General features: G+C 42.8%; 20 protein-coding genes. All 20 read left to right on the plus strand.

Translation table 11 applies throughout. The features are described from left to right. Nucleotides 1-2 precede the first annotated feature (2 nt). The 20 genes from AC5FXQ_RS06470 to AC5FXQ_RS06565 all read left to right on the plus strand — a co-directional run bounded on the left by AC5FXQ_RS06470 (nucleotide 3) and on the right by AC5FXQ_RS06565 (nucleotide 23,860). A complete protein-coding gene (locus tag AC5FXQ_RS06470; RefSeq protein WP_493601674.1) occupies nucleotides 3-974 on the plus strand; it encodes a Gfo/Idh/MocA family protein in 972 nt (323 codons plus the stop codon). A 128-nt stretch (nucleotides 975-1,102) separates the two neighbouring features. Next, complete coding sequence (locus AC5FXQ_RS06475; protein ID WP_493601675.1) at nucleotides 1,103-1,507, plus strand: sugar 3,4-ketoisomerase; 405 nt, start codon at nucleotides 1,103-1,105, stop codon at nucleotides 1,505-1,507. Between the two features lie 67 nt (nucleotides 1,508-1,574). Then, a complete protein-coding gene (locus AC5FXQ_RS06480; protein ID WP_493601676.1) occupies nucleotides 1,575-2,003 on the plus strand; it encodes a sugar 3,4-ketoisomerase in 429 nt (142 codons plus the stop codon). A gap of 114 nt (nucleotides 2,004-2,117) precedes the next feature. Then, a complete protein-coding gene (locus AC5FXQ_RS06485) occupies nucleotides 2,118-2,510 on the plus strand; it encodes a MaoC family dehydratase (protein ID WP_493601677.1) in 393 nt (130 codons plus the stop codon). 2 nt (nucleotides 2,511-2,512) lie between these two features. Further along, complete coding sequence (locus AC5FXQ_RS06490; protein WP_493601678.1) at nucleotides 2,513-3,448, plus strand: GNAT family protein; 936 nt, start codon at nucleotides 2,513-2,515, stop codon at nucleotides 3,446-3,448. Beyond that, complete coding sequence (locus tag AC5FXQ_RS06495) at nucleotides 3,445-4,548, plus strand: DegT/DnrJ/EryC1/StrS family aminotransferase (RefSeq protein WP_493601679.1); 1,104 nt, start codon at nucleotides 3,445-3,447, stop codon at nucleotides 4,546-4,548. Before AC5FXQ_RS06490 ends, AC5FXQ_RS06495 begins: the two co-directional genes overlap by 4 nt. Nucleotides 4,549-4,649: 101 nt before the next feature. Next, the gene (locus AC5FXQ_RS06500; RefSeq protein WP_493601680.1) at nucleotides 4,650-6,089 is read left to right on the plus strand and encodes an O-antigen translocase; all 1,440 of its coding nucleotides are present in this window, start codon (nucleotides 4,650-4,652) and stop codon (nucleotides 6,087-6,089) included. Nucleotides 6,090-6,098: 9 nt separating this feature from the next. Then, nucleotides 6,099-7,130, plus strand: a complete 1,032-nt coding sequence (locus AC5FXQ_RS06505) for a glycosyltransferase (protein WP_493601681.1) — start codon at nucleotides 6,099-6,101, stop codon at nucleotides 7,128-7,130. Between the two features lie 149 nt (nucleotides 7,131-7,279). After that, nucleotides 7,280-8,227 carry a glycosyltransferase family 2 protein gene (locus tag AC5FXQ_RS06510; protein ID WP_493601682.1) on the plus strand — a complete coding sequence of 316 codons (948 nt, stop codon included), beginning with the start codon at nucleotides 7,280-7,282 and terminating at the stop codon, nucleotides 8,225-8,227. An 11-nt stretch (nucleotides 8,228-8,238) separates the two neighbouring features. Continuing rightward, complete coding sequence (locus AC5FXQ_RS06515; RefSeq protein ID WP_493601683.1) at nucleotides 8,239-9,447, plus strand: glycosyltransferase; 1,209 nt, start codon at nucleotides 8,239-8,241, stop codon at nucleotides 9,445-9,447. Between the two features lie 60 nt (nucleotides 9,448-9,507). Beyond that, nucleotides 9,508-11,412 (plus strand): asparagine synthase (glutamine-hydrolyzing), encoded by a 1,905-nt coding sequence (asnB, locus tag AC5FXQ_RS06520; protein WP_493601684.1) that lies wholly within the window; start codon nucleotides 9,508-9,510, stop codon nucleotides 11,410-11,412. Between the two features lie 91 nt (nucleotides 11,413-11,503). Then, a complete protein-coding gene (locus AC5FXQ_RS06525; protein ID WP_493601685.1) occupies nucleotides 11,504-12,616 on the plus strand; it encodes a GumK N-terminal domain-containing glycosyltransferase in 1,113 nt (370 codons plus the stop codon). Next, a complete protein-coding gene (locus AC5FXQ_RS06530) occupies nucleotides 12,595-13,758 on the plus strand; it encodes a hypothetical protein (RefSeq protein ID WP_493601686.1) in 1,164 nt (387 codons plus the stop codon). The genes AC5FXQ_RS06525 and AC5FXQ_RS06530 overlap by 22 nt, the downstream gene beginning before the upstream one ends. Next, entirely contained in the window at nucleotides 13,740-14,858 is a 1,119-nt protein-coding gene (locus AC5FXQ_RS06535) for a glycosyltransferase family 4 protein (protein WP_493601687.1), read from the plus strand. Before AC5FXQ_RS06530 ends, AC5FXQ_RS06535 begins: the two co-directional genes overlap by 19 nt. Next, nucleotides 14,830-16,047 (plus strand): O-antigen ligase family protein, encoded by a 1,218-nt coding sequence (locus AC5FXQ_RS06540; RefSeq protein ID WP_493601688.1) that lies wholly within the window; start codon nucleotides 14,830-14,832, stop codon nucleotides 16,045-16,047. Before AC5FXQ_RS06535 ends, AC5FXQ_RS06540 begins: the two co-directional genes overlap by 29 nt. Before the next feature lie 98 nt (nucleotides 16,048-16,145). Beyond that, nucleotides 16,146-17,264: a glycosyltransferase family 4 protein gene (locus AC5FXQ_RS06545; protein WP_493601689.1), complete on the plus strand. Its 1,119-nt coding sequence runs from the start codon at nucleotides 16,146-16,148 to the stop codon at nucleotides 17,262-17,264. A gap of 91 nt (nucleotides 17,265-17,355) precedes the next feature. Further along, entirely contained in the window at nucleotides 17,356-18,738 is a 1,383-nt protein-coding gene (locus tag AC5FXQ_RS06550) for an undecaprenyl-phosphate glucose phosphotransferase (protein ID WP_493601690.1), read from the plus strand. Nucleotides 18,739-18,794: 56 nt separating this feature from the next. Beyond that, entirely contained in the window at nucleotides 18,795-20,201 is a 1,407-nt protein-coding gene (gene hisS, locus AC5FXQ_RS06555) for a histidine--tRNA ligase (RefSeq protein ID WP_493601691.1), read from the plus strand. A gap of 9 nt (nucleotides 20,202-20,210) precedes the next feature. Continuing rightward, nucleotides 20,211-21,716 carry a histidine ammonia-lyase gene (hutH, locus tag AC5FXQ_RS06560; RefSeq protein ID WP_493601692.1) on the plus strand — a complete coding sequence of 502 codons (1,506 nt, stop codon included), beginning with the start codon at nucleotides 20,211-20,213 and terminating at the stop codon, nucleotides 21,714-21,716. A gap of 194 nt (nucleotides 21,717-21,910) precedes the next feature. Then, nucleotides 21,911-23,860 (plus strand): T9SS type B sorting domain-containing protein, encoded by a 1,950-nt coding sequence (locus AC5FXQ_RS06565; RefSeq protein WP_493601693.1) that lies wholly within the window; start codon nucleotides 21,911-21,913, stop codon nucleotides 23,858-23,860. Nucleotides 23,861-23,878 lie beyond the last annotated feature (18 nt).

Consider the following 23,878-nt stretch of genomic DNA (forward strand, 5'->3'; position numbering starts at 1 on the left):
TAATGAAAAAGTTTGCTTTAATCGGAGCAGCAGGTTATATCGCTCCGCGCCACCTCAAAGCTATCAAAGACACTGGTAATATATTGGTCGCTGCGCTCGATAAGTTTGATAGTGTTGGTATTATGGATAGCTATTTCCCTAATGCTGACTTCTTCGTAGAATTTGAGCGTTTTGATAGACATCTTGAGAAACTAAAGTATGAACAAGGGCAGAAGCTTGATTATGTAAGCATCTGTACGCCTAACTATCTTCATGACTCGCATATAAGAATGGCTTTACGCCATGGAGCTGATGCAATTTGTGAAAAGCCCCTTGTTCTAAACCCATGGAACATCGATGCGCTGGCAAGTATTGAAGAAGAGACCGGTAAAAAAATACATAATATCCTCCAATTACGAGTTCACCCCAGCATAATAGCTCTTAAGCAAAAAATAGATAACGGGCCGAAAGACAAAAAGTACGAAGTAGACCTTACCTACCTTACTTCCCGAGGACATTGGTATTATACCTCCTGGAAAGGGGACCTTTCTAAGTCAGGTGGAATTGCAACTAACATTGGCGTCCACTTTTATGACATGCTAAGTTGGATCTTTGGGAAGGTTCAGCAAAACGTAGTACACGTGCACACGCATGATCGTGCTGCAGGTTACCTGGAGTTCGAAAATGCCAGGGTACGCTGGTTTCTCAGCATTAACTACGAACTGCTTCCTGAAGAAGTAAAAGTAAAAGGTAAAAGCACATTTCGTTCTATCACGGTTGAAGGCGAAGAGCTTGAGTTTAGTGAAGGGTTTACAGATTTGCACACTATTAGCTATCAGGAAATCATTGATGACAAAGGTTATGGATTAGAGGATGCTCGTCAGTCTATAGAGATTGTGCATGACATCCGAAATCAACATCCAATCGGCTTACAGGGTGAGTATCACCCGTTAGCAACCAGAAACTTGTCAGCCCATCCATTCACCTTAACCTAACAATCTAAAAACAGCGCTTGTAATGTCTAATTACCTTTTTGCATTTATCAAAAATGCTGAATAGTAGATCCGACCTGACAAATTAACCTTACTATTAGGATTGAACAACTTTTCTTCTTCAAGATAACGTGGAGCCTTACATCATACAACTTCCTAAGATATTAGACCCAAGAGGAAACCTAACTTTCCTTCAGAACCCTCAGCATATCCCTTTCGAAATGCAGCGGGTATTCTGGACCTATGATGTGCCTGGAGGTGAGCAAAGAGGAGGACATGCTTACAAAGAGCAAGAAGAAGTAATAATTGCACTTAGCGGTAGCTTAGATGTGGTTATTACCTATCCGGATGATTCTATTCAAAAGTTTTCTTTAAACCGAAGCTATTATGGCTTATATATACCTGCAGTTACCTGGCGGCATATGGAAAACTTCTCTACAAACTCGCTTAGCTTACATATTTCCAGCCAGAAATATGAAGTAAACGATTACATCAGGGACTTCAATGAGTACAAGGTCAGAAGATCCCAATTTTAAAGGCTACCTTGTTAGGAATATCACCCATCAGCACGGGCTTGTGTAGAAGGGTATTACATTTAGGAAGATGATTATAGACAACCCTACAGTTTACGACTGCAGCATCATTCAGCTACCACAGATAAAAAACAGGGCTGGTAATATTACTCCTGTTACTTCTAATGTTGAGTTGCCATTTGAAATAAAAAGGGTGTTCTACCTCTACGATATACCTGGAGGTGAATCAAGAGGAGCTCATGCACATAAGGAGTGCCATCAATTCTTAGTAGCTGCAAGCGGAAGCTTTGAGGTTTTATTAGACGATGGTAAAACTCAACGATTGGTTCAACTCAACAGACCATATTACGGACTTCACATACCACCTAAAATTTGGGCTTCCGAAATTAATTTTTCATCTGGTTCTATTTGCTTAGTTATGACATCTCATGTTTATGATGAAAATGACTACATAAGAGATTACAACTCTTTTTTGTTGAGTAGTGAGTCTGATGTTTAATTCACTTATTAGAAATCGTCAGTCATTCCAAAGGCTATATATTTCTTATTTGATTGTAGCTTATTAAGAGTAATAACCGCTTAAGTCCTTCTAGGCTTGTAAACAACTTTACCTATGCACTATACTATTGGCCAAGAAGCCACCATTTCTAAAGTATTTACAGAGGAAGATCTTTGTTTATTCGGTGAGATTTCTTTAGACAAAAACCCTATACACTTTGACGAAGAAATAGCTTCACAGTCTATATTCGGTAAGCGGATAGTGCATGGACTGCTGACAGCCTCACTCATAAGTGCTGTTTTAGGAACTAAATTACCAGGTCCCGGTGCAATTTACATTTCACAGTCTATCAAGTTCACAAGGCCAGTGTATATAGGCGATAGAGTTACTGCTAAGGTAGTTGTAAAGGAAGTGAAAGAGCATAAGCAGATAATTATAATGGAAACAGTGTGTTTTAATTTATCTGGTGATGTTGTATTAGATGGTGAGGCCGTTCTAAAATACTGAGTATGAAAAACCTTAAAGAACGCAAAGAAAAATTATTCTACTATTCACCTTATAACTTTATCAGGTCAGTAGCATCGGACGATCAATTAGACATTGTGAAGTCTCAGGTAGAACGACATGTTAATAACCAAGATGTTATCGAAATTTCTGTGCATGGAAAGCCTTTCCAGTTTTTAGTGAAATTCCTGCCGTGGGATACTGACTTTTTTAAGATCAAAACTTACAAGCTATATTCAGTTCTATTTCCTCTAAGTACATCTTTTGAAGAACTTATTGAGGCAATAGAACAATTTAAAATCTTACTATTCATAGAAAGAAGAGCTGAATACTGCTTTATTGAAATACCCTCCGAAGATATACTGCTAATACAGGCTTTGAATGTAGCAAGGTTTAAGCTATCAGAAACTCGTCTTACCTATTTCAATGATCAGATTCAGGCATATGATTACCCAGCCAGATACAAAGTAAGGAAGGCTACTCTTGATGACATTGATAACTTAAGGAGTGTGGCATCTATGATGCGAAATGATTATGACCGATTCCACGCTGATGTAATTTTTGATACTGAGATCGCTGATAGCTTTTTAGCAAAGTATGTTGAGGAAGCAGTAAAGGGTTTTTCAGACATAGTATTGGTCCCTAATGCAGAAGGACTTCCGTCTGACTCATTCTTAACTGCTAATTACTTAAAAGAAGATTGGCCTAGTCTCAAATACAACATCAGCAAAATGGTCTTATCAGCTGTCTCTTCTACTACTAACAAAGGTTGGTATGTTAAATTGATATCCGAAATGAGCTATCACTTAAAGGATCTTGGAGTACAATGCGCTTTCATGAATACCCAGTCAACAAATAGAGCCGTTTTTAGGGTATGGGAAAAATTGGGATATCGCTTAGGTGCTACTACACACATTTTATCTTACTTCGAACGCAAATGATTAAATTTCTAGACTTACAAAAAATTACCCAGAAGAATGCGGATGAAATTAAACAAGCTGTAAACAAGGTAATTGACTCCGGATGGTATTTGCTTGGAAATGAGGTGAAAGAATTTGAGAGTAATTTCGCAGAATATTGTGGTACAGATTATACCATAGGAGTTGCCAATGGATTGGATGCTTTACGACTGATTCTGCGGGCTTATATTGAAATGGGTGTCATGCAGGAAGGTGACGAAGTAATAGTCCCTGCCAACACCTACATAGCTTCCATACTATCTATTACGGAAAACAGACTGACACCTGTTCTGGTAGAGCCGAATCTGCTTACCTACAACTTAGACGCCTCACTTGTCGAGAGCGTAATAACTTCCCGTACAAAAGCAGTAATGATTGTGCACCTGTACGGACAGTGCGCCTACAGTGAGATGCTTAAAAACATCTGCGAGAAACATAATTTAAAACTGATTGAGGATAACGCTCAGGCACAAGGCGCTTTATATAATGGCACGAAAACAGGAGCCTTGGGTGATGCTGCCGGTACGAGCTTTTACCCTGGCAAAAACCTTGGAGCCTTAGGTGATGCGGGTGCAGTGACAACGAATGATTCTCAGCTCGCCGCCACAATTCGTACTTTGGCAAATTACGGGTCTCAGGTGAAATATGTAAACGAGTATGTAGGCCTGAACAGTCGCCTGGATGAACTACAAGCGGCTGTACTCAATGTAAAACTAAAATATTTGGATGCAGATACAGAGAGGAGGAGATCAATTGCCTATACTTACTTAAAGGAGATAAAGAACCCTGCCGTTATTTTACCTCATGTAGAACGTGCAGAAGGGCATGTATGGCATTTGTTTGTTATCAGAACCTCTAATAGAGCTGCATTACAGGAGCACCTGACTAGTTATGGTGTACAGACATTGATCCACTATCCTATCCCTCCTCATAAGCAGCAGGCCTATTCACAACTAAATCACTTGGTATTTCCTATTACAGAAAAAATTCATAGCGAAGTCATTAGCCTACCGATAAGCCCAGTGATGGAAGACGAAGAAGTTACTCGCGTCGTGGAAGCAATAAATTGTTATCATAATTAACTTTCCTAGTGCGGTTTTTACAGAAAAGCATTAATAAAGATGATTCCGCGTTAAGGCCTTCTTCCCAGAACGAAGAGAGCCGATCTTCATATAGGCAGATTATGAAGGCGACTTCTCTTTTTGGAGGTGTCCAGGTAATAAATATTATAGTTGGAGTAATACGCACTAAGCTTATTGCAATATTATTGGGTACGGCCGGAGTGGGCGTACTAGGCTTGCTTAATACACCTCTAGTACTAATAGCATCAATTACCGGCCTCGGGATAAGTTTTAGTGCTATTCGTGACATCTCTGAAGCTGCTGGAACACAAGATGAAAAAAGAATAGCCCAAACATTAATAACTTTTCGCCGCTGGGTCTTCTTTACAGGCTTGCTGGGCATGGGCTTAACTTTAATAATGTCCCAATGGCTTAGTATATGGACTTTCGGAAATAGTGAGTATACATGGGCATTTATTTGGCTTTCTATAACTTTTCTACTTAATGCCATCAGTGGTGGGCAATTAGCCGTGTTACAAGGTATGAGGCGCCTGCAGGAAATGGCAAAGGCGACCGTTATAGGATCAGTTCTTGGCCTCTTCACCTCTATACCGCTTTATTATTTTTACGGTATAGATGGTATACCACCTGCATTAATAGTAACAGCCTTAACTTCTCTGGTCTTATCCTGGCACTACGCAAAAAAAGTATCTATCCCCAAAGCCGACATTCCCTTCAAGACTTCCTTTAACCAAGGCTTGAATATGGTTAAGCTGGGAGTTGTGCTTACGATCTCAAGTGTAATTGGTACAGGTATTCGGTACATCATTCTGGCATTTATAAATAGAGTGGGCGGGGAAGAACAAGTTGGTCTGTACCAGGCCGGATTTGGTCTTCTAACTACTTACATAGGCATGGTCTTTACGGCAATGGGTGCAGATTATTACCCTAGATTAGCTGCTATCAATACCGACAACCAAAAGTGTAAAGAAGTTATCAATCATCAGATAACGATCGCTATAACTCTGATCGCCCCACTATGTGCCGTTTTACTAACGTTCTTCCCTTTAGCTATCAATATACTTTACACTAAGCAATTCCTACCAATAGTACCTATGGGAGAATGGCTGGTTTTATCTACTTTTCTCAAAGTAATTGTATGGGCACTAGGTTATTTGTATTTGGCAAAAGGAGCTTTGAAAACTGCTTTTGTTCTCGATAACCTAATAAACATTATCTTTATAGTGGGATATATATACCTATATGATTTAATTGGGCTTGAAGGAATAGGTATTGCTGATCTGGTTATGCATACTTTGGCATTACCTCTTTCACTGTATGTGGCCAATAGCAGGTATGGCTTTTCGTTTTCGAAGGACTCTATTAGCCAAATTTCAAAATTTGGATTCCTCTTGCTACTGACATTTATTACGATCAGAGTAACAGACGGCATGCTTCATTATGTGCTGGGTACTGTATTAGTTATAGTCATTTCTGTACTAGCCTTAATAGACTTGAATAGGCATGTGGGAATCTTTAATCTTATTAAGAACAGGAAGTAAATTTGAAGTATGACACCTAATGTAGGACCCACGGTCTCTGTTCTTATGGCAGTATTCAATGCCGAAAAGTTCCTAAAGGAGGCTATTGAATCTGTGATTAACCAAAGCTACAGTAACTGGGAGTTAATTTGCATAAACGATGGCTCTACTGACAATAGCTTAAGCATCCTTCAAGAGTTTGAAAGGATTGATTCCCGAATCATCGTCATAGACCACCCACACAGTGGGTTGGCTGCAGCTGCCAGAAACGAAGGGCTAAAAGTTTCGTCCGGTGATTTTATTGCCATACTTGACAGCGATGACAAAATAGAGAGAGATTATCTGAGTAAGTTAATTAATAGATACCGTATTACGAAGGCGGATATTGTACTTTCTCTGACGAAGTTCTGGGATTACCAAAGTGATTCATTTACATCTTCCATTACTGGCTTGAAGGGGGATTTAAATCCGGTTATCTCAGGAAAGGATGCTTTTCTACTAAGCTTGAAGTGGGAAATAGGTGGATGGGGAATATGCAAATCAAGTATTCTTAAGCCAATCGGATACGATACCATAGGTATGAATGGCGATGAGTATACAACAAGACTCCTCTTTTTAAAAGCCCGCTCAGTAGCATTTTGCGATGCAGTTTACTACTATAGAAATAACCTTGATTCAACAACAAAGAAGTTCTCTATAAAATATTTTGATGTTCATCATACACAGTACAGACTTTACCAGCTTATCAAAAATGGGGGATTTGAGGAATCCATTATCAAATACTGGAAGGAGGATCTTGTTAAATCTTTGGTGCATCATTATACTGTATACTTTAGCAAAAGACAGCAGCTTAGTATCTCCGAAAGAGAAAAAGTTATACAAACATTTAAAGAAAACACAGAAAACCTACGTTGGGAACTCATGAAATCCCCCGATTTAGATAGTAAATTCAAAAACCTCCTCTACTCGTTGATCACTGCGAACCATAATATTACTGTTGGATTTACCCTTCTATTGAAATTTAGGAAAAAGATCAAGCTGATATTCAAGAATGATAAATAGCAGATAAACCTGCAATTCTCCTCAACACCTATAATAGTGGCATACTTTCCTTTCAGGCACAAGGAGGATAGCCAAAAACACTTGAAGCTTAATTTATAGACTGTTGCCTGATCTACCATATTTGACACCATCTCTGCCTATTTAATGTGATGCAAAACAAACATTTTACTACACCGCTTGTCTCTATCATCATTGTTACATATAACTCCGCTAAGTACATTATTGAAACACTAGAAAGCAGCAAATACCAAACTTATCAGAATATTGAGCTTATCATAAGCGATGACGGCTCAAGCGATAACACTTTAGCTCTATGTCAAAAGTGGATTACTGAGAACAGCACCCGGTTTGTCCGTACCCAGTTGGTCCAAACTCCGGCGAATGTGGGCATTGCGGGTAATTGCAACACAGGAGTGCAGGCAGCAAAAGGTGAATGGGTGAAGCTGATTGCTGGTGATGACGTGCTCATGCCGAACTGCATAGAAGATTACCTAACTTATGTTTCCTCAAACCCAGGAGCTAAGGTAGTTCACTCCAAGAGGCTGGACTATATGGAGCATTTCAGAGATGAGTGCTTTTTCGAAGAGTATTCATTAGAAAACCATCCTTTTGGCTCAACAAGTATCAGCCCGGAGCAACAATACCAGATACTGCTGCGTCAGGTACTTGTATCAGCACCAACAGCTTTCTTCAGCAAATCCCTTTTGGATGAAATGGGAGGCTTTGATGAACGCATTCCTATGATAGAAGATTGGCCTCTTTGGCTAAAAATTACTTCTGCTGGGTATAAGATTCATTATATGAACATACCTACAGTGAAGTATAGATTACATGCTGCTTCAGCATCCTCAATAATAAACAAGTCACGGCTATTTTCTAAGTCTGAAGAAATGAAGGAACTCGTTTATGATTTATATATTTATCCTAATGTGCCAGCCTTTGAGGGGATGCTTTATAAGTACAACTTTGGAAGAATGAGGTTATTTAATTTTCTCAAATTAAATAGAGGTACTAGACTATTGAAGTTACTCAACAGAATAACTGCTTACCCAGTGGTCAGATATCGATTACTAAAAGTTAGTCAAGTGTCTAGATAAGGGGCTTTATTATGAACATTTTTATCATTCCCTCCTGGTACCCTTCACAGGAGAGTCCAATAGCAGGTATATTTTTCAAAGAACAAGCAGCTAGTGTCGCAAAATTCGACAGCAGCATACAGGTTGGAATCAGTCTATGGGGACAAAGCGACCCAGGATTGACGATAAACAAAAATATTCTGGCATCTACTAAAAATATAGTTTCTTCTTTCAATAGGCACAAATCTACCACACTCTCTACTATTGAGAAAAATTTACATGAAATCTATACTCCTACTTTAAGCTGGACACATAAAATACTAAGTGGGAATATCAGTAAACTGGTAGAAGCTAATTTAAGTAATCTTAAAAAGTTTGAGCAACTGGTTGGTAAAGTAGATTTGATACATGCCCATGTTAGCTATCCTGCTGGATTTATCGCGATGGAACTAGCCCGAAAATTTGATATACCCTACATAATTACAGAGCACATGGGGCCATTTCCTTTCAAGACTTTCTTAACGTCGAAAGGAATGATTCGCCCAGCGCTTGCAGAACCTCTTTCAAGAGCAAACTCTCTTGTTGCTGTCAGCCCAAGTCTTGCTGATGATATCGAAAGTTATGGTTTTAAAAAACCTGAATTTATCCCTAATGTTATAGATGAAGATTTCTTTACTGTAGGTTCTTCAGTTCCCCTCCCTCCTTTTAGGTTTTTCACACTAGCCAACCTATCGCCCGAGAAAGGTATAGATGATTTACTTGACGCCATTGCTCTGGTTACCAGGCAACACGAAGCTTTATTCTTTACGATAGGTGGAGGCGGTGATTACCTGAACTTTTATAAAGAGAAAGCCCAAGCGCTTGGAATAGACAAGTATGTCAACTGGCTCGGAACAGTCACTAGGGAAAAAGCCCGGGAACAATACCAGCGGTGCCATGCATTCGTACTGCCTAGCCATGGAGAAACGTTTGGCGTGGTTTATGCCGAAGCAATAGCATGTGGGAAACCAATTATTGCAACACGTTGTGGAGGGCCGTCCTGTATTGTAGATGATACGAACGGATTGTTTGCAGAACTAAAGTCACCACAGGATTTGGCAGACAAACTGCTTTACATGGTTGAAAATTACAACTACTTCCAACCGCAACTAATTCGCCAAGGCTTTGAGAGTAAATTTTCTAAAAAGGCAGTTATACCTCAACTAATCAGCCTATACAAGGCTGTTTCCTTACCCAGTTAGAGTCTTATCATTCTATTGTAAGTTTAAAGTACTAAATTTGCAGCTTTAGAAAACAAGCATATGTGCGGAATAGGCGGAGCCATAAATTATAAGAGAACCGGAATCGCATTAGAGTCGATCAAGGAAATAGGAGCAACTATAAGCCATCGAGGTCCTGACGATCATGGTTTTTATTTTTTTGCTAATGGCGACAAAGTGCTTACCAGAGATACGAATGAAGGCTTTGACTTTAACGTTGCGCTATTACACCGTAGGCTATCCATATTGGACCTCTCTGAACGGGGATGGCAGCCCATGCAGACGGCTGATAAACGCTACACCATCTCTTATAATGGAGAGGTATACAATTACGTCGAACTTCGTGAAGCCTTGGTCAAGAAAGGTTACCAGTTTAATACAGAAACTGACACGGAAGTAATTTTAAATGCCTACAAAGAATGGGGCACTGAGAGTTTGGAATACTTCAACGGTATGTTTGCCTTTGCAATACATGATGCATTCACCAACGAATTATTCATTGCTCGTGACCCCTTTGGTATCAAGCCGCTGTACTACGTACAGAATGATAACTTCTTCCTGTTCTGCTCTGAGATTAAGGGGCTTCTGGCTGAGCCTAAAGTTAGTCGTTCGCTAAACAGGAACAGACTAAATGAGTATCTAAAATTCGGGTGGGTCAATCAGAATACTGAAACCATCTTCAAGGAAATTAAAGAGATACCTGCCGGGCACTATACCGTATTATCAGCTGACTCCTATAGCCCGCTAACTACTACTCCTTATTGGTCCATAGCCCCAACAGAAAGGCGAGATCTAACTTTCGATGATGCGGTAGCACAGGTGAAAGACATTCTGTATAACAGTATTAAGATCCATTTAAGAAGTGATGTAAAGGTTGGCTATACCTTATCAGGAGGAATCGATTCTTCGTCCCTTGTATGTGTTGCCGACGACATTCTACCAGAAAGCCAAAAATTGGCCTTCAGCTACCTTCCAAACTACGAAGGAAGGAGTGAAAAGAAATGGATCGATATTGTTAATCAAAAAGTTAAAGCACAACCATATTATACGCAGCCTTCGGAAGCCAATTTCATCTCTGAAATCGAAAATATTATACGGCTTCAGGACGAGCCATTTGGTAGTACAAGCATCTACGCTCAGTACAAGGTTTTTGAACTGATCAAACAGAACAATGTGAGTGTGGTGCTGGACGGGCAGGGTGCAGATGAAATATTCGCAGGCTACCCTATTTATTTTAGTGGCAGAGCCCTATCCATACTCCGCTCAGAAGGCTTCATCAGTTACCTGGCATTTATCAGGAAAATCGATCCTGCACTGAATATATCTACGGCTAAGGAACTACTCAAGACGCTGTATAAATATTTGCCCAAACAATTTCAAAAGCAGGTCCAGAACAGGTATTTATCACATACAGTACGGCTTATCAGCAAAGACATATTCAAAATGGAAGAAGAGGCTTTTGATAGTTCCTTATACGAAGACAACTTCTTGAAGGCCTCTCTCTACAAGGGACTTAAACATACTGACTTGCCTTCGATGCTGCGCTATCAGGACAGAAATGCAATGGCTTTTTCTGTTGAAGGAAGAGTCCCTTTTCTGACAAAAGATCTAGTGGAATTCGTTTATTCACTACCTGAAGAATACATTCTTCCTAATGAAGGTTACACTAAAAAGCTTCTCAGAGAAGCAATGAAGGATTTCCTGCCTACCGAAATCCTCAACAGAAAAGATAAGATTGGTTTTGAGACACCTGAAAAACAGTGGATAAAAAACTCCTCTGACTGGACCTTTGAGGTGCTGAACAGTTCTAGAATATCAGACGAGATAAACATTGAGATGCTGAACAAGGAATTTAAAGAAATATTCAGCAACAAAAGGCCCTATACCACAGCGCATTGGAGGTATCTGAACTTCCTAAGATGGGCTGATATCAATAAGGTAAACTAATACCTTTTTACCACTTAAATAGGGAATCTAGGTCGAAACCTACGCTTATTTTAATGTCTAAGGTTAATTTTATTTAGTATAAAGCAAGTATATGTCTAAAGTCACATTAGTAACCGGACATTACTGGGGTTCAAAGAGAAGAGCAGGTTTCCACCACCTGGCTCAGGCATTTCGAAATCTGGGTCATGAGGTTTTGTTCTTTACTGCTCCTGTAAGCTACTTACTGAAATTGAAAGGAGACTATCGTTTTGAGTATGATCTCCGTAGCGAAGCGGGTAAGGTTATTTTGAAAGATGAAAGCATATACAGCTACCTTCACTTTACCCCATGGCATGTAGCCAATCTTAGACTTAGCCTGCTTAATAAGCTGTCATCTCCCTTTATTAACTTATATAGTAAGTTTTCCTTTGCTAATGCAGAGGCTTTTATTCAAGACTCAGACCTAATTGTCTTCGAGAGTACGCCTGGTCTGTACCTGCTGAATAAGTTTAAAAGGTTAAACAGTAGAGCAAAATTTGTATATCGGGTGTCTGATGACCTACGATTACTAAATGTCCATCCGCATTTGATCAAGTTGGAAGAAAAAATGCTTAGAGAGTTTGATTTAGTGAGTGTACCGAGCACATATATTTATAATACACTTTCCCAATTTGATTCATCTAAGCTTCAGTTAAACCATCATGGTATAAATAAACAGGTCTTCAACCAGGAGCTGCCTAACCCTTATACAACCAAGCACAAAAAGAATATAGTATTTATTGGGAACGACTACTTTGACGTTCAGTTTCTTAATACTGCATCCGATTTATTTCCAGAACATCAGTTCCACATCATAGGACCTATTACAGACCTTCCTATGAAGGACAACATTATTGCCTATGGTGAAATGCCTTTTATGGATACTGTAGCCTATGTAAAATATGCAGATGCAGGCCTTCATACGCTAACCTACAGGCCGGGAGCTGAATCGTTTACCGATAGTTTGAAAGTGCTGCAGTACTCCTATTGCCAATTGCCAATAATTGCTCCGGACTTTCTGAAAACCGAACGTGAAAATACTTTCTACTTCCAACCCGGTAACAGGGAGTCAATTAAATTAGCCGTAGAGTTAGCTTTAGGCAGCAGCAGAGAGTGTTTTAAGAATATTGTAGTTAAGTCCTGGGAGGAAGTCGCATCTAATTTATGGGATTCAGCAAAATTATAAAGAGTCTTTCCACTCCACACGGAATCCTATTCTTTACCGTCTCGCTAAGCTTTTTGGCGTGGTTGGTTCCTGACTTTGGTATACTCCGTAAGGGTTTTAGCAAGCAGTTCAGTATTTTTTCCCCAGGCTTCTTAGTAGCTTTACTCTGGTATTTTTCGGCTATAGCCATTGCTTTTCTAAGTTATGGACTTGCTATTAGGAAGAAACTATCTCCGAATCTGTTTGAAAGGTATGTTCCGCTTGATAAGGATCGGCCTTATGTATTCTTAACAGCCTTTGCATTAATAGGGTGCGTAGCCTCCTACCTTGTAATACTCTCTAGTGCTGGTATAAGTCTTATTCTGCACTACATTACCTCAGGCCAAGCTAACGAGCTTAAATATATTCTATATGATGATTACTCTGCGGGTGTCCTATCTCTGAGGTACCTAACTATACAAAGTTGTGCGATGGCCATTTTCAGGCGCTTCCATTTCAAGTTAAAGAGTCGGCTTGATTTCCTAAATTTTGCCATGCTTGCTTCTGTAGTTGTTATTTCGAGCAGGCTATCACTGGTCATGATGATTTTTATCTGCCTGATTCTTTTTATTACACATGCAGATAGAATAAAAGTTAAGCCAATTAAAACCTTATTAGCGGGTATTGTATTCTTTATTATTCTAAGTACCTTATCCTACTCCAGAAACAAGGGTTTTTATGAGGCTAAGGGACATGGATTTTGGTCTGCAGGCATCTCTGAGATTGTTGCTTATTTGGGAGCTCCTTTCCAAGGCGCAATATCTGTTGGTAATAATGCAGATATAATAAATAGGCAGCCTGATAATTGGGCTCGTTATGCCTATATTGAGCCGTCTCTGTCTACAAACTCCGCTTTTTTACAGCTTTTCCAATTGCATGGTTGGTCTTCATTTTTTATAATGTTGCTTACTGTTTTCCTATTCTCATTTATTGTGGGCTTCCTCAAAAAACAACAAAACAACTATCTATACCTGTCGGTTCTAAGCATCTTGTATGCATTTGCTGAGTTCTGGCGACTGCACTGGTTTGGCTCTGGTATCATGATCACACTTGTTGTTTTCCCGGTTATAATTACATGCATGACTATATTCTTATCAAAATCAGCATGGCAAATTACGAGATAGCAGTAGATGCCCGTATGATTCATGCGTCAGGTATTGGCACTTATTTACAGCACATATTGCCCGCAATTTGTAATAGATATAATACTGTTCTTTTAGGTGATCAAGAAAACTTAAGTGGTTATGACGCAGATGTGATTGAATATAATGCGCCTATTTACTCCATACAGGAGCAATTAAAATTGCCCAGGATTTTACCTCGCTGTACGATTTTCTGGTCACCACATTTCAATGTACCAATATTCGCTCCCAAGGCAAAGTATTTTATTACTACGATACATGATGTTTTTCACCTTGCCTTCTACAGCAGTCTGAATGTAAAGCAGAAGCTTTATGCCAGGCTCTTCTACAACTTAGCTGTTAAACGTAGCAATAGTATTATCACAGTTTCAGAGTTCTCGAAGCATGAGATACTAAAACACATCAAGGCACAGTCAGATAAAGTTCACGTAATCCACAATGGTGTTAATCATGATAAGTTTGCTAGAACTTATAGTGGTCAGGAGGCATTGATATTACAAACAAAGTACAATTTGCCTGAAAACTACATATTGTTTGTAGGAAATGTAAAACCGCACAAAAACTTAGTAAATTTAGTTTATGCATTAGAAGATATTTATAAACAGAATGAAGAATTACGCTTGGTAGTAGTAGGCAAAAAAGATGGCTTTATAACGGGTGACAATGAGTTAGCCGAATTACTAACAACTAACTCTCTACTTCAACAGCGAACGGTCTTTACAGGGTTTGTACCCGAAGCAGACCTTCCATTTATTTACCAGCAAGCTCTCTTATTTGTTTTCCCGTCTACCTATGAAGGGTTTGGTTTGCCCCCGCTGGAGGCAATGGCAGCTAATACTCTTAGCCTGGTTTCTAACCAAGCCGCTATACCTGAAGTGTGCCGGGAAGGAGCCATTTATTTTAATCCATACGAACCTGTATCTATTAAAACTGCTATTGAAGAGGCTCTTCAGCTTACACCACAGGCGGCGGAAAGCCTTTTACACAGAGCAAAAAATATATCCGGTCAGTATAGCTGGGATAAATCAATTCAGGAACATTTAAGGCTTTTCAATGAATACCTTCCTTTATCACATCACTGAAAATCGCTATCCTTGGACTATAAGTTTACTAATGCTTGTGATTCCGTATCACATCGGCATTCCTAATCTGATCATCATACTTCTTACTATAATCTTTTTATATGATCTGTTTTATAAAAAACACATTTCAATAAAAAATGACAAAATACTATATGCACTGCCTTTCATGCTGCTCTTCGCAATGCATGCAATTAGTGTATTTTATTCGACGGACATGTTCCAGGCACTTTCAATACTTGAAAGAAGGCTCCCTTTCCTGATTCTTCCTGTTTTGATACTTACTGTGAAAATGACGAGCAGACATATAGAAACGGTGTTTTATAGTTTTGCGACCTCTGTAGCACTCTGCTGTCTCGTGGCTTTGGTACTAACCATTCACTACTTCTTGATAAATACTAATGAATATTATCTGGAGAAAGCACTTTGGTATTTGCCACAGACCATCAATTTTCATGCGCCCTATTTGGCTCTATATCTTGTTTTAGCCAATATTATCTGCTTTTACTTTTTCTCAAGAAAACATCACTTACGTTATTTCATCCTTCTTTTTATAATAAATAATGTCTTCCTAATTTTAATTTCTTCTAGAACAGCACTACTCGTCAACTGGCTTTTTATAGTCATCCTTTCTTCTTATTATTTGTACAGACACAAGGGTTTAATTTTCACTCTATTGAATCTGATAGGTATAGCAACTTTATTAGGTGTTGCCTATCAAACTGTTCCTTACCTTCATACTAAGGTTTCAAAAATTACCGAATCAGCCTACGGAATAAATCAGCGCTCTATTTCAGGTCAGGCTGCGCTGGATGTCATCATTGATAATCCTTTGTGGGGAGTTGGGATCGGAGATGTTCAGCATGAATTGAATAAGAGGTTGACAGATAAGTCTTACCTAGATTTCAATGTACATAATCAATACTTACATGAATTGATGATTTACGGCGCTTTAGGGTTTATCATCTTTGTATCTATCTTCTGGCTTGGCTACAGCTTGGCTGTTCGCAATCATGAAATCACATTTTTATTGTTCTTAACAACTTTCCTTTTTGCTTTTATCACAGAGGTAATCCTTGATAGGCATAAAGGTATTATTCTCTTTGCCGTCTTTTACCCCCTATTTGTCCACTTAAGCTACCTGAAGAAGCCTAGACATAGGCATACTGATCCAACTTCCCCGAGAATGTGAAGACGAGCAGGCTTCAATAAAGAAATTCGCTCTTAAAAGCACAATCCATTTGATCTTAAACTAAAGATGCCAATATTGCGCTCAAAAATTAATATATAGTGAAAATCGCCATTATACATGAATGGTTTGTTGACTACTCAGGCTCTGAACGTGTGGTGGAGCAGTTACTGCGTCTATACCCAGAGGCAGATCTTTATGCAGTAATCGACTTTATGCCCGACCACCTTCGGCAGCATATGCTACATAAGAAGGTAAATACCACATTCATTCAGAAGCTTCCCTTTGCCCACAAACATTATCGTAATTACTTGGTCCTGATGCCACTAGCTATAGAGCAGCTAGACCTTTCATCCTACGACCTCGTGATCAGCAGTAGCCACGCTGTAGCCAAAGGAGTACTTACTCACTCAAACCAATTACATATCTGCTACTGCCATTCTCCAATACGTTACGCCTGGGACCTTTACCACCAGTATCTGCGTGAATCAGGTTTAAATAAAGGTTTGAAAGGGTTTGTAGCCAAGATAATGTTACATTACATGCGACAATGGGATTTTACTACGGCAAATCGAGTAGATTATTTTATAGCTAATTCACTTTATATCGGCAGGCGCATACAAAAGATATATAATCGTACATCAAAAGTAATTTATCCTCCGGTGGACGTGGAGAGCTTTACCCTGACGACCAAAAAAGAAGAGTTTTACCTGACCGCATCCAGAATGGTGCCCTACAAGAAAATGGATATGATTGTGGAGGCATTCAGCCAGATGCCCGATAAAAAACTGATCGTGATCGGCAATGGACCAGATTTCAATAAGATTAAAGCAAAAGCCGGATCTAATGTTACGTTGATTGGATATCAGCCTTTCCAGGTTCTGCGCGACCATCTCCAGCGGGCTAAGGCCTTTGTGTTTGCAGCTGAAGAGGATTTCGGAATTCTGCCTGTTGAAGCACAGGCTTGTGGTACACCTGTAATCGCGTTTGGTAAGGGTGGGGCCCGCGAAACAGTGCTTGACGGTATAACAGGTATATTATATAAGCAGCAGACTACATTAGCACTTACGGAGGCAATCCAACGCTTTGAACTTGTAGCCAGCAAACTTCACCCCCAGGCTATACGGCAGCATGCCGAACTGTTCAGTACAGCAACCTTTCAGGAGAACATGCGGAATTTCATTTTAAATAAAACCAGCAACGAATTAACAGATGCCTGATGCAATCCATCAGGTAGAGAACTTGGAAAGTACTGCTTGAGGGTATTGTATCTCCATAATCTGTTTTTTTATATATTTGTGGTGAATTTCTATGCCTGGTTTATACAATAAATACATCAAACCGCTATATGCGGCTGGCGATGCACTCTCCATCGTACTTTCCTTCATACTGGCTCATTTAATTTCAGCCCGGAAGATTAGTACATTCTTCAGCACACAGTATTTGGAGCTCTTTCTCTATGCTTTGCTGGCTTGGTATGCGTGTGCCCTTTTGTTAGGTATTTACAAAATCTATCGGGTTGTACACACAGCCAAGTTCCTACAGAACACCATAAAGCTGGCTTTGCTCTATATTATTCTACTAGAGGCAGTTATGCGTCTTTTTAATATACAATTTGCTTCCAGAGAGTTTCTGTTTTATCAGTATAGCATTTTGGCCAGTTTTGTATTCATATATCGTCTGCTAATAATCTATTTGCTCCGCTATTTTCGAAGAAAAGGATATAACAAGCGCTTTGTAGTAATTGTGGGCATGGGTGAAGCGGGAATGGAACTGCGTCGTTTTCTTAGAATGCATCCTGAATATGGTTACCACGTGGTAGGCTACTTTGACGATAAAGTAACACATGCTGAGAGTAAGCTTGGATCTATAGATGACGTGGAGCAATATCTAAAAGAGCATCATGTAGATGAAATTTATTGCTCTCCATTCGAGTTACAACGTAACCAGGTTATCCAATTGATGAACTGTGCCGACGATCATTTGATTCGAATGAAATTCCTGCCGGAGCCAGGCAATCTTCCGCATACTCGTTTAAAGCTGGATTTTAAAGACATGATGCCTGTATTGGTATTCCGCTCAATTCCCTTAGACGATACATTAAATCAGGCGGTGAAGCGAGCTTTCGACCTGCTTTTCTCCTCAATAGTTATCTTATTGATACTCTCTTGGCTCATACCTTTACTAGCGCTGTTAATAAAATTAGACTCTCGTGGGCCGATTTTCTTTGGACAAGAGCGGTCGGGTATTAATTACAAAACATTTCGTTGCTGGAAGTTACGGTCTATGTACATAAACAATGAAGCAAATTCCCTTCTAGCCCGACGGGGAGACTCACGCATTACCCGTATAGGCGCTTTCTTGCGCAAAACAAGTCTGGATGAGCTTCCTCAGTTCTTTAATGTCTTCATGGGCCAGATGTCCATTGTAGGGCCTCGTCCGCACATGCTCAAGGTAAATGAAGAATACGCAATGGTGGCTGAGAAATACATGGTGCGTCACTTCATTAAACCGGGTATAACCGGACTCTCTCAAGTACGCGGCTACCGCGGTGACACCAGTTCGGATTATCAGATCCGCGGCCGTGTGAAGCTCGACATCTTTTACCTTGAAAACTGGTCTTTCATCCTCGATCTTAAAATTGTCTTCTACACGGTGTACAACATGCTGCGTGGCGAGGATAACGCATTTTAAAAATCAACCCGCGCATTTGCTCCTGTTTTAGTAACTTCGCCTGCAAAGTTGAAAACATGAGCAAGGAAAAACCATCTATACCGAAAGGAACCCGTGACTTTGGCCCCGCCGTGGTGGTCAAGCGCAATTATATATTTGGCGTGATCAAACGCACCTTTGAGAAATTCGGCTACCTGCCGCTCGAAACCCCCGCCATGGAACAGCTGTCGGTACTTACTGGCAAGTACGGCGATGAAGGCGATCAGCTGATTTTTAAGATCCTGAACTCTGGTGATTTCCTGTCCAAAACCACAGCCGCTGACATCGAGCAGGGCTCCAAACACCTGACTCGTAAGATTTCCGAAAAAGCGCTCCGTTACGACCTGACTGTGCCTTTCGCCCGCTTCGTGGTGATGAACCGCAACGAGATCAGCTTCCCTTTCAAGCGCTACCAGATACAGCCGGTATGGCGTGCCGACCGTCCGCAGCGTGGCCGCTACCGCGAGTTTTACCAGTGCGATGCCGACGTGGTGGGTACCAATTCTTTGCTTTGTGAGGCGGAGATCGTGCAGATGATTGACGAGGTGCTGGTTAGCTTAGGTATGACGGACTTCACCATCAAGATCAACCACAGAGGTATACTGGCAGGTATAGCCGAGGCGATCGGCGAAAAAGGCCGTGAAGGTGACATCTGTGTAGCCATCGACAAGCTCGACAAGATCGGAGCAGAAGGCGTGCGCAAAGAATTGCTGGAGCGAGGTATAGCTGAAGCCGCCGTGGATAAACTGGAGCCGCTTTATGACCTGAAAGGGTCTAATCAGGAAATACTCGACCAACTACAGACGCTGCTGGGCAACACCGAGGAAGGCCAGCGAGGCCTGAAAGACCTGCGGGAGGTATGGGAATACCTGGATAACCTGGGAAGCGACGCCCTGGTAACGCAGAACCCGTCCGGTCAGCCACGCCTGCAATTGGATGTGACACTGGCGCGTGGTCTCTCCTACTACACCGGCTGCATTTTCGAAGTAAAAGTGAACAACGCCAACATGGGCAGCATCAGCGGCGGTGGTCGTTACGACAACCTGACGGGCATGTTTGGTATGCCGGGCGTGTCAGGTGTGGGCTTCTCCTTTGGCGTGGACCGCATTTATGATGTGCTGGAGGAGCTGCAACTGTTCCCGGCCAGCAGCGAAGTAGGCACCAAGGTACTCATTGTACAGTTTGACAAGGAATCGGAGCGCTATGCCCTGCCCCTGCTGCAGAAACTGCGTAACGCAGGTATAGCCTCGGAACTTTACCCGGAGGCAGCCAAACTGAAGAAGCAGATGAGCTACGCTGACCAGAAAAAGATATCGTTCGTGCTGCTGGTAGGTTCCGAGGAAATAGCCTCCGGCAAGCTGAAACTGCGCGACATGCAGACCGGTGAGCAGGACGAGCTTTACATCGACGATATCATCGCCCAATTGAAATCTGAATCTCTTTAAGTAAACAGCATGAGCGACGTACACCATATCTCCAGTCAGCACCTGAGCCTGGAGCGCATCGAGGAAATCATCGGCCGCAGGTATACCCTGGCCCTGTCACAGGAGGCGGAGGAGCGTATTTTGCACTGCTATAACTACCTGCACCGCAAGATCGCCAGCACCGACAAGAGCATCTACGGCATCAATACCGGCTTCGGGTCGCTCTACAAAAAGCAGATTTCGCATGATAACCTTGAACAGCTGCAGCGCAACCTGATGATGTCGCATGCTTGTGGCATGGGCGACGAGGTGCCGGCAGAGGTGGTAAAACTGATGCTCCTGCTCAAGATACAATCATTAGCCTACGGCAATAGTGGCGTGCAGTTGCAGACGGTAAAGCGCCTGATCGATTTTTACAACCGCGACATCTATCCAATCGTGTACCAGCAGGGCTCGCTTGGGGCTAGCGGTGACCTGGCTCCGCTGGCGCACCTTTGCCTGCCGCTGATCGGTTTGGGTGAGGTATACTACCAGGGCTACCGTCTGGAGAGCCGCCATGTGCTGGAGATGTTCAGCTGGGAACCGATTGCTCTGCAGGCCAAAGAAGGGCTTGCCTTGCTCAACGGCACCCAGTTTATGAGTGCCTATGGGGTGCATTGCTTGCTTCAAGGCCGCCGCCTGTCGCGCACAGCCGATGTGGTGGGCGCTTTGTCCCTGGATGCTTTCGATGGACGTATTGAGCCGTTTAATCACCTGATTCACCAGGCGCGTCCGCATCCCGGGCAGATAGAAACGGCTGCGAATTTCCGTCAGCTGTTACAGGGCAGCGAACTGATCAGCCAGTTCAAGCAACACGTGCAGGACCCCTACTCCTTCCGCTGCATTCCGCAGGTACACGGCGCATCGAAAGACGCCATCCGCTACGCTGAAGGAGTGATCCTGACTGAGATCAATTCCGTGACCGACAACCCGAACATCTTCCCGGAAGAGGACGAGATCATTTCGGGTGGTAACTTCCATGGTCAGCCGCTGGCGCTGGCGCTGGACTTCCTGGCGATTGCTTTGGCGGAGCTGGGCAGTATATCCGAGCGCCGTACATACCAGCTGATCTCGGGAAGCCGCGGTTTGCCAGACTTCCTGGTGGCGGAGCCTGGGCTGAACTCCGGCTTTATGATCACGCAGTATACGGCGGCATCTATTGTGAGCCAAACCAAACAGCTTTGCACGCCTGCTTCTATTGATACCATCCCATCTTCAAACGGACAGGAGGACCACGTGAGCATGGGCTCAAATGCAGCCACAAAGCTATATAAAGTGGTGCAGAATGTGGAGCGGGTACTGGCCATTGAGTTGATGAACGCTGCGCAGGCGCTGGAATTCAGACGTCCGCATCGTAGCTCACCACTGCTGGAGCAGCTGTTTGCTGATTTCCGCGAGCAGATCCCTTTTGTGAGTACCGACCGGGTGATGCATCCGGATATGGAACAAAGCGTAGACTTTATCAGGACTTACAGCTTGCCTATTATCAAGATTTAAGTGATAGTCCGTAAAAAGAGAAATCCGCAGCGGTTCCCAGTACTGTTGCGGATTTCTCTTTTTAATTGCTTGAGTTGATTTACACTTCCCATTCAATCGAGGCCTCTCCGCTTCTCCTATACCTGAAATTTAGGTTTAAGCTTTTCTCCTATCCCTTGCTTGCCTATATTCGTAGCACACCCTATACCCATCGCTTGAGACTGCTGCTATTCATATCGTTTCTTTTTGCCGCTATACCTGTTTTGGGGCAGAGTGGCTGCTTTAGGGCAATACAGAACGGGCAGGAAGTAAAAGTGATTTGCGCAGGTACACCTGTATTTTTTGTGGATTGCAGCACTGACCAGAATGTGCAGTATACGACTTTCTACGATCCGGGCCCTGATGCTTTTGACCCACAGAATTTTGACCAGAGTGAATTAGTGAATCGTGGTGCTGATGGCCGCTTCCAGTATACCTACACGGAGCCGGGCAAATACATCATCACGCAGATTATCAACCGGGGCGGTGGTAACAGCACCACTATTGAGCCCCAGGAATTTGAAGTAGTAGCCACTCCGGCTCCCAGTTTCACGGTACAGCCCTGCGCCAGCAGGTCGGTTCAGGTCACAATTGCTGACACCGGATACGACTTATACGACATCCATTACGGTGACAACACTGTAGTACGAGGCGTAGCAGCCGGAGAACAGCCACGCTATACCTACCAGGGCACAGCTGCTACTTATACCATCACGGTGCGTGGAAAGTATACGGGCAGCTCCTGCGAGACAAGCAGCACAAACACCGTCACGCTTTTGCCGACTCCTCCCACACCTCTGATTGCAAAGCTGGAAGTGCTGCGGGAGGCTGCAGATGGTGAGATTCTGTTCACGTTGGAAAGCCTGCAGCCGGGCTACCGCTATGTGCTGGAGCGACGCACCACAGCAGCCGGCAATTTCGAACCGGTCTTTACAAGTGCGCCAGCTACTCAAAACAGGTGGGTTGACTTCAGAATCGGTAATGCAGACACCCGGCAGCCTCTACAGTTCCGGATCCGCCCAGCCGATAACTGCGGCAATCAGCTTCCCATCTTTTCAGCTCCCGTTAGCAGCCTGGTGCTGGGTGTGCAGACTGGCAATGAACTGGCCAACCTTAGCTGGTCAGGTATAGGCGGCGATGTGCAGCGCTATCAGGTATACCGCGACGGCAACCAGCTAGCAGAGCTAAACAGCAACACGACCACTTACACCGACCGCAGCCTGAGCTGCGGGCAAAACTACTGCTACCAGGTAATCAGTACCCTGAATAATGGGCAAAGCCGTTCGATTTCTGCTTCCCGCTGCGTACAGGCTACTTCCACGGCCACACCACCTGCCGGCTATCTCTACAGTACTTTCGATCTGAACAACCAGGTACAGCTGGCACTTGCCATTCCAGGCGGCCAGACTGCCCAGCAGATTCGCTTCCAACGCAGTATTGAAGGAGAGCCCTTTGCAGACCTGGCCACCAGCCAGCAGACAGAACATACGGATCCGCTGCAACCGCTTAATCCGGCTTGCTACCGCGCCAGCTATACCAACCCCTGCGAGCGCAACTCGGCTCTCAGCAACACCACCTGCCCTGTATACCTGATCGCGCTGCCACAGGAAAACGCCCCGGTCGTCACATTGGGCTGGACGGGCTATGTCGGTTTTCCGGATGGCGTGAGCCAATACACGCTGGAGCTTCTGGACGCCGATGGCCGGGTGGTCAGCAGTATACCGGTTACGGGCAATACCTACATCGATCGCAACCTGAGTGAGGAACTGCAGGAACTGCGCTACCGTGTCCGGGTGACTTCCGGTAACGGCAATGCCACCTCTTATTCTAATACTGTGGTCATCCAGCAGCCTTTGCAGGTGCATATTCCCAATGCCTTTACACCAAACGGAGACGGGCTCAACGATGTGCTCGAAGTAAAAGGACGCTTCATCAGGTCCTTCACTATCAAGGTATACAACGGCATGGGGCAGGTCGTGTTTGCCTCTGAGGACCGCAACAATAGCTGGGACGGCACCTACCAGGGCAAACCACAGCCAGCAGGAGCCTATGCCTACGAAATCAACATAGTGAGCAACAATGGGGAATCAAAGCGCCGTACCGGTACTGTCACGCTTCTGCGCTAATCTAGAACCAGTACGGCG

It is taken from the genome of Pontibacter sp. LHS1 (assembly GCF_058932855.1).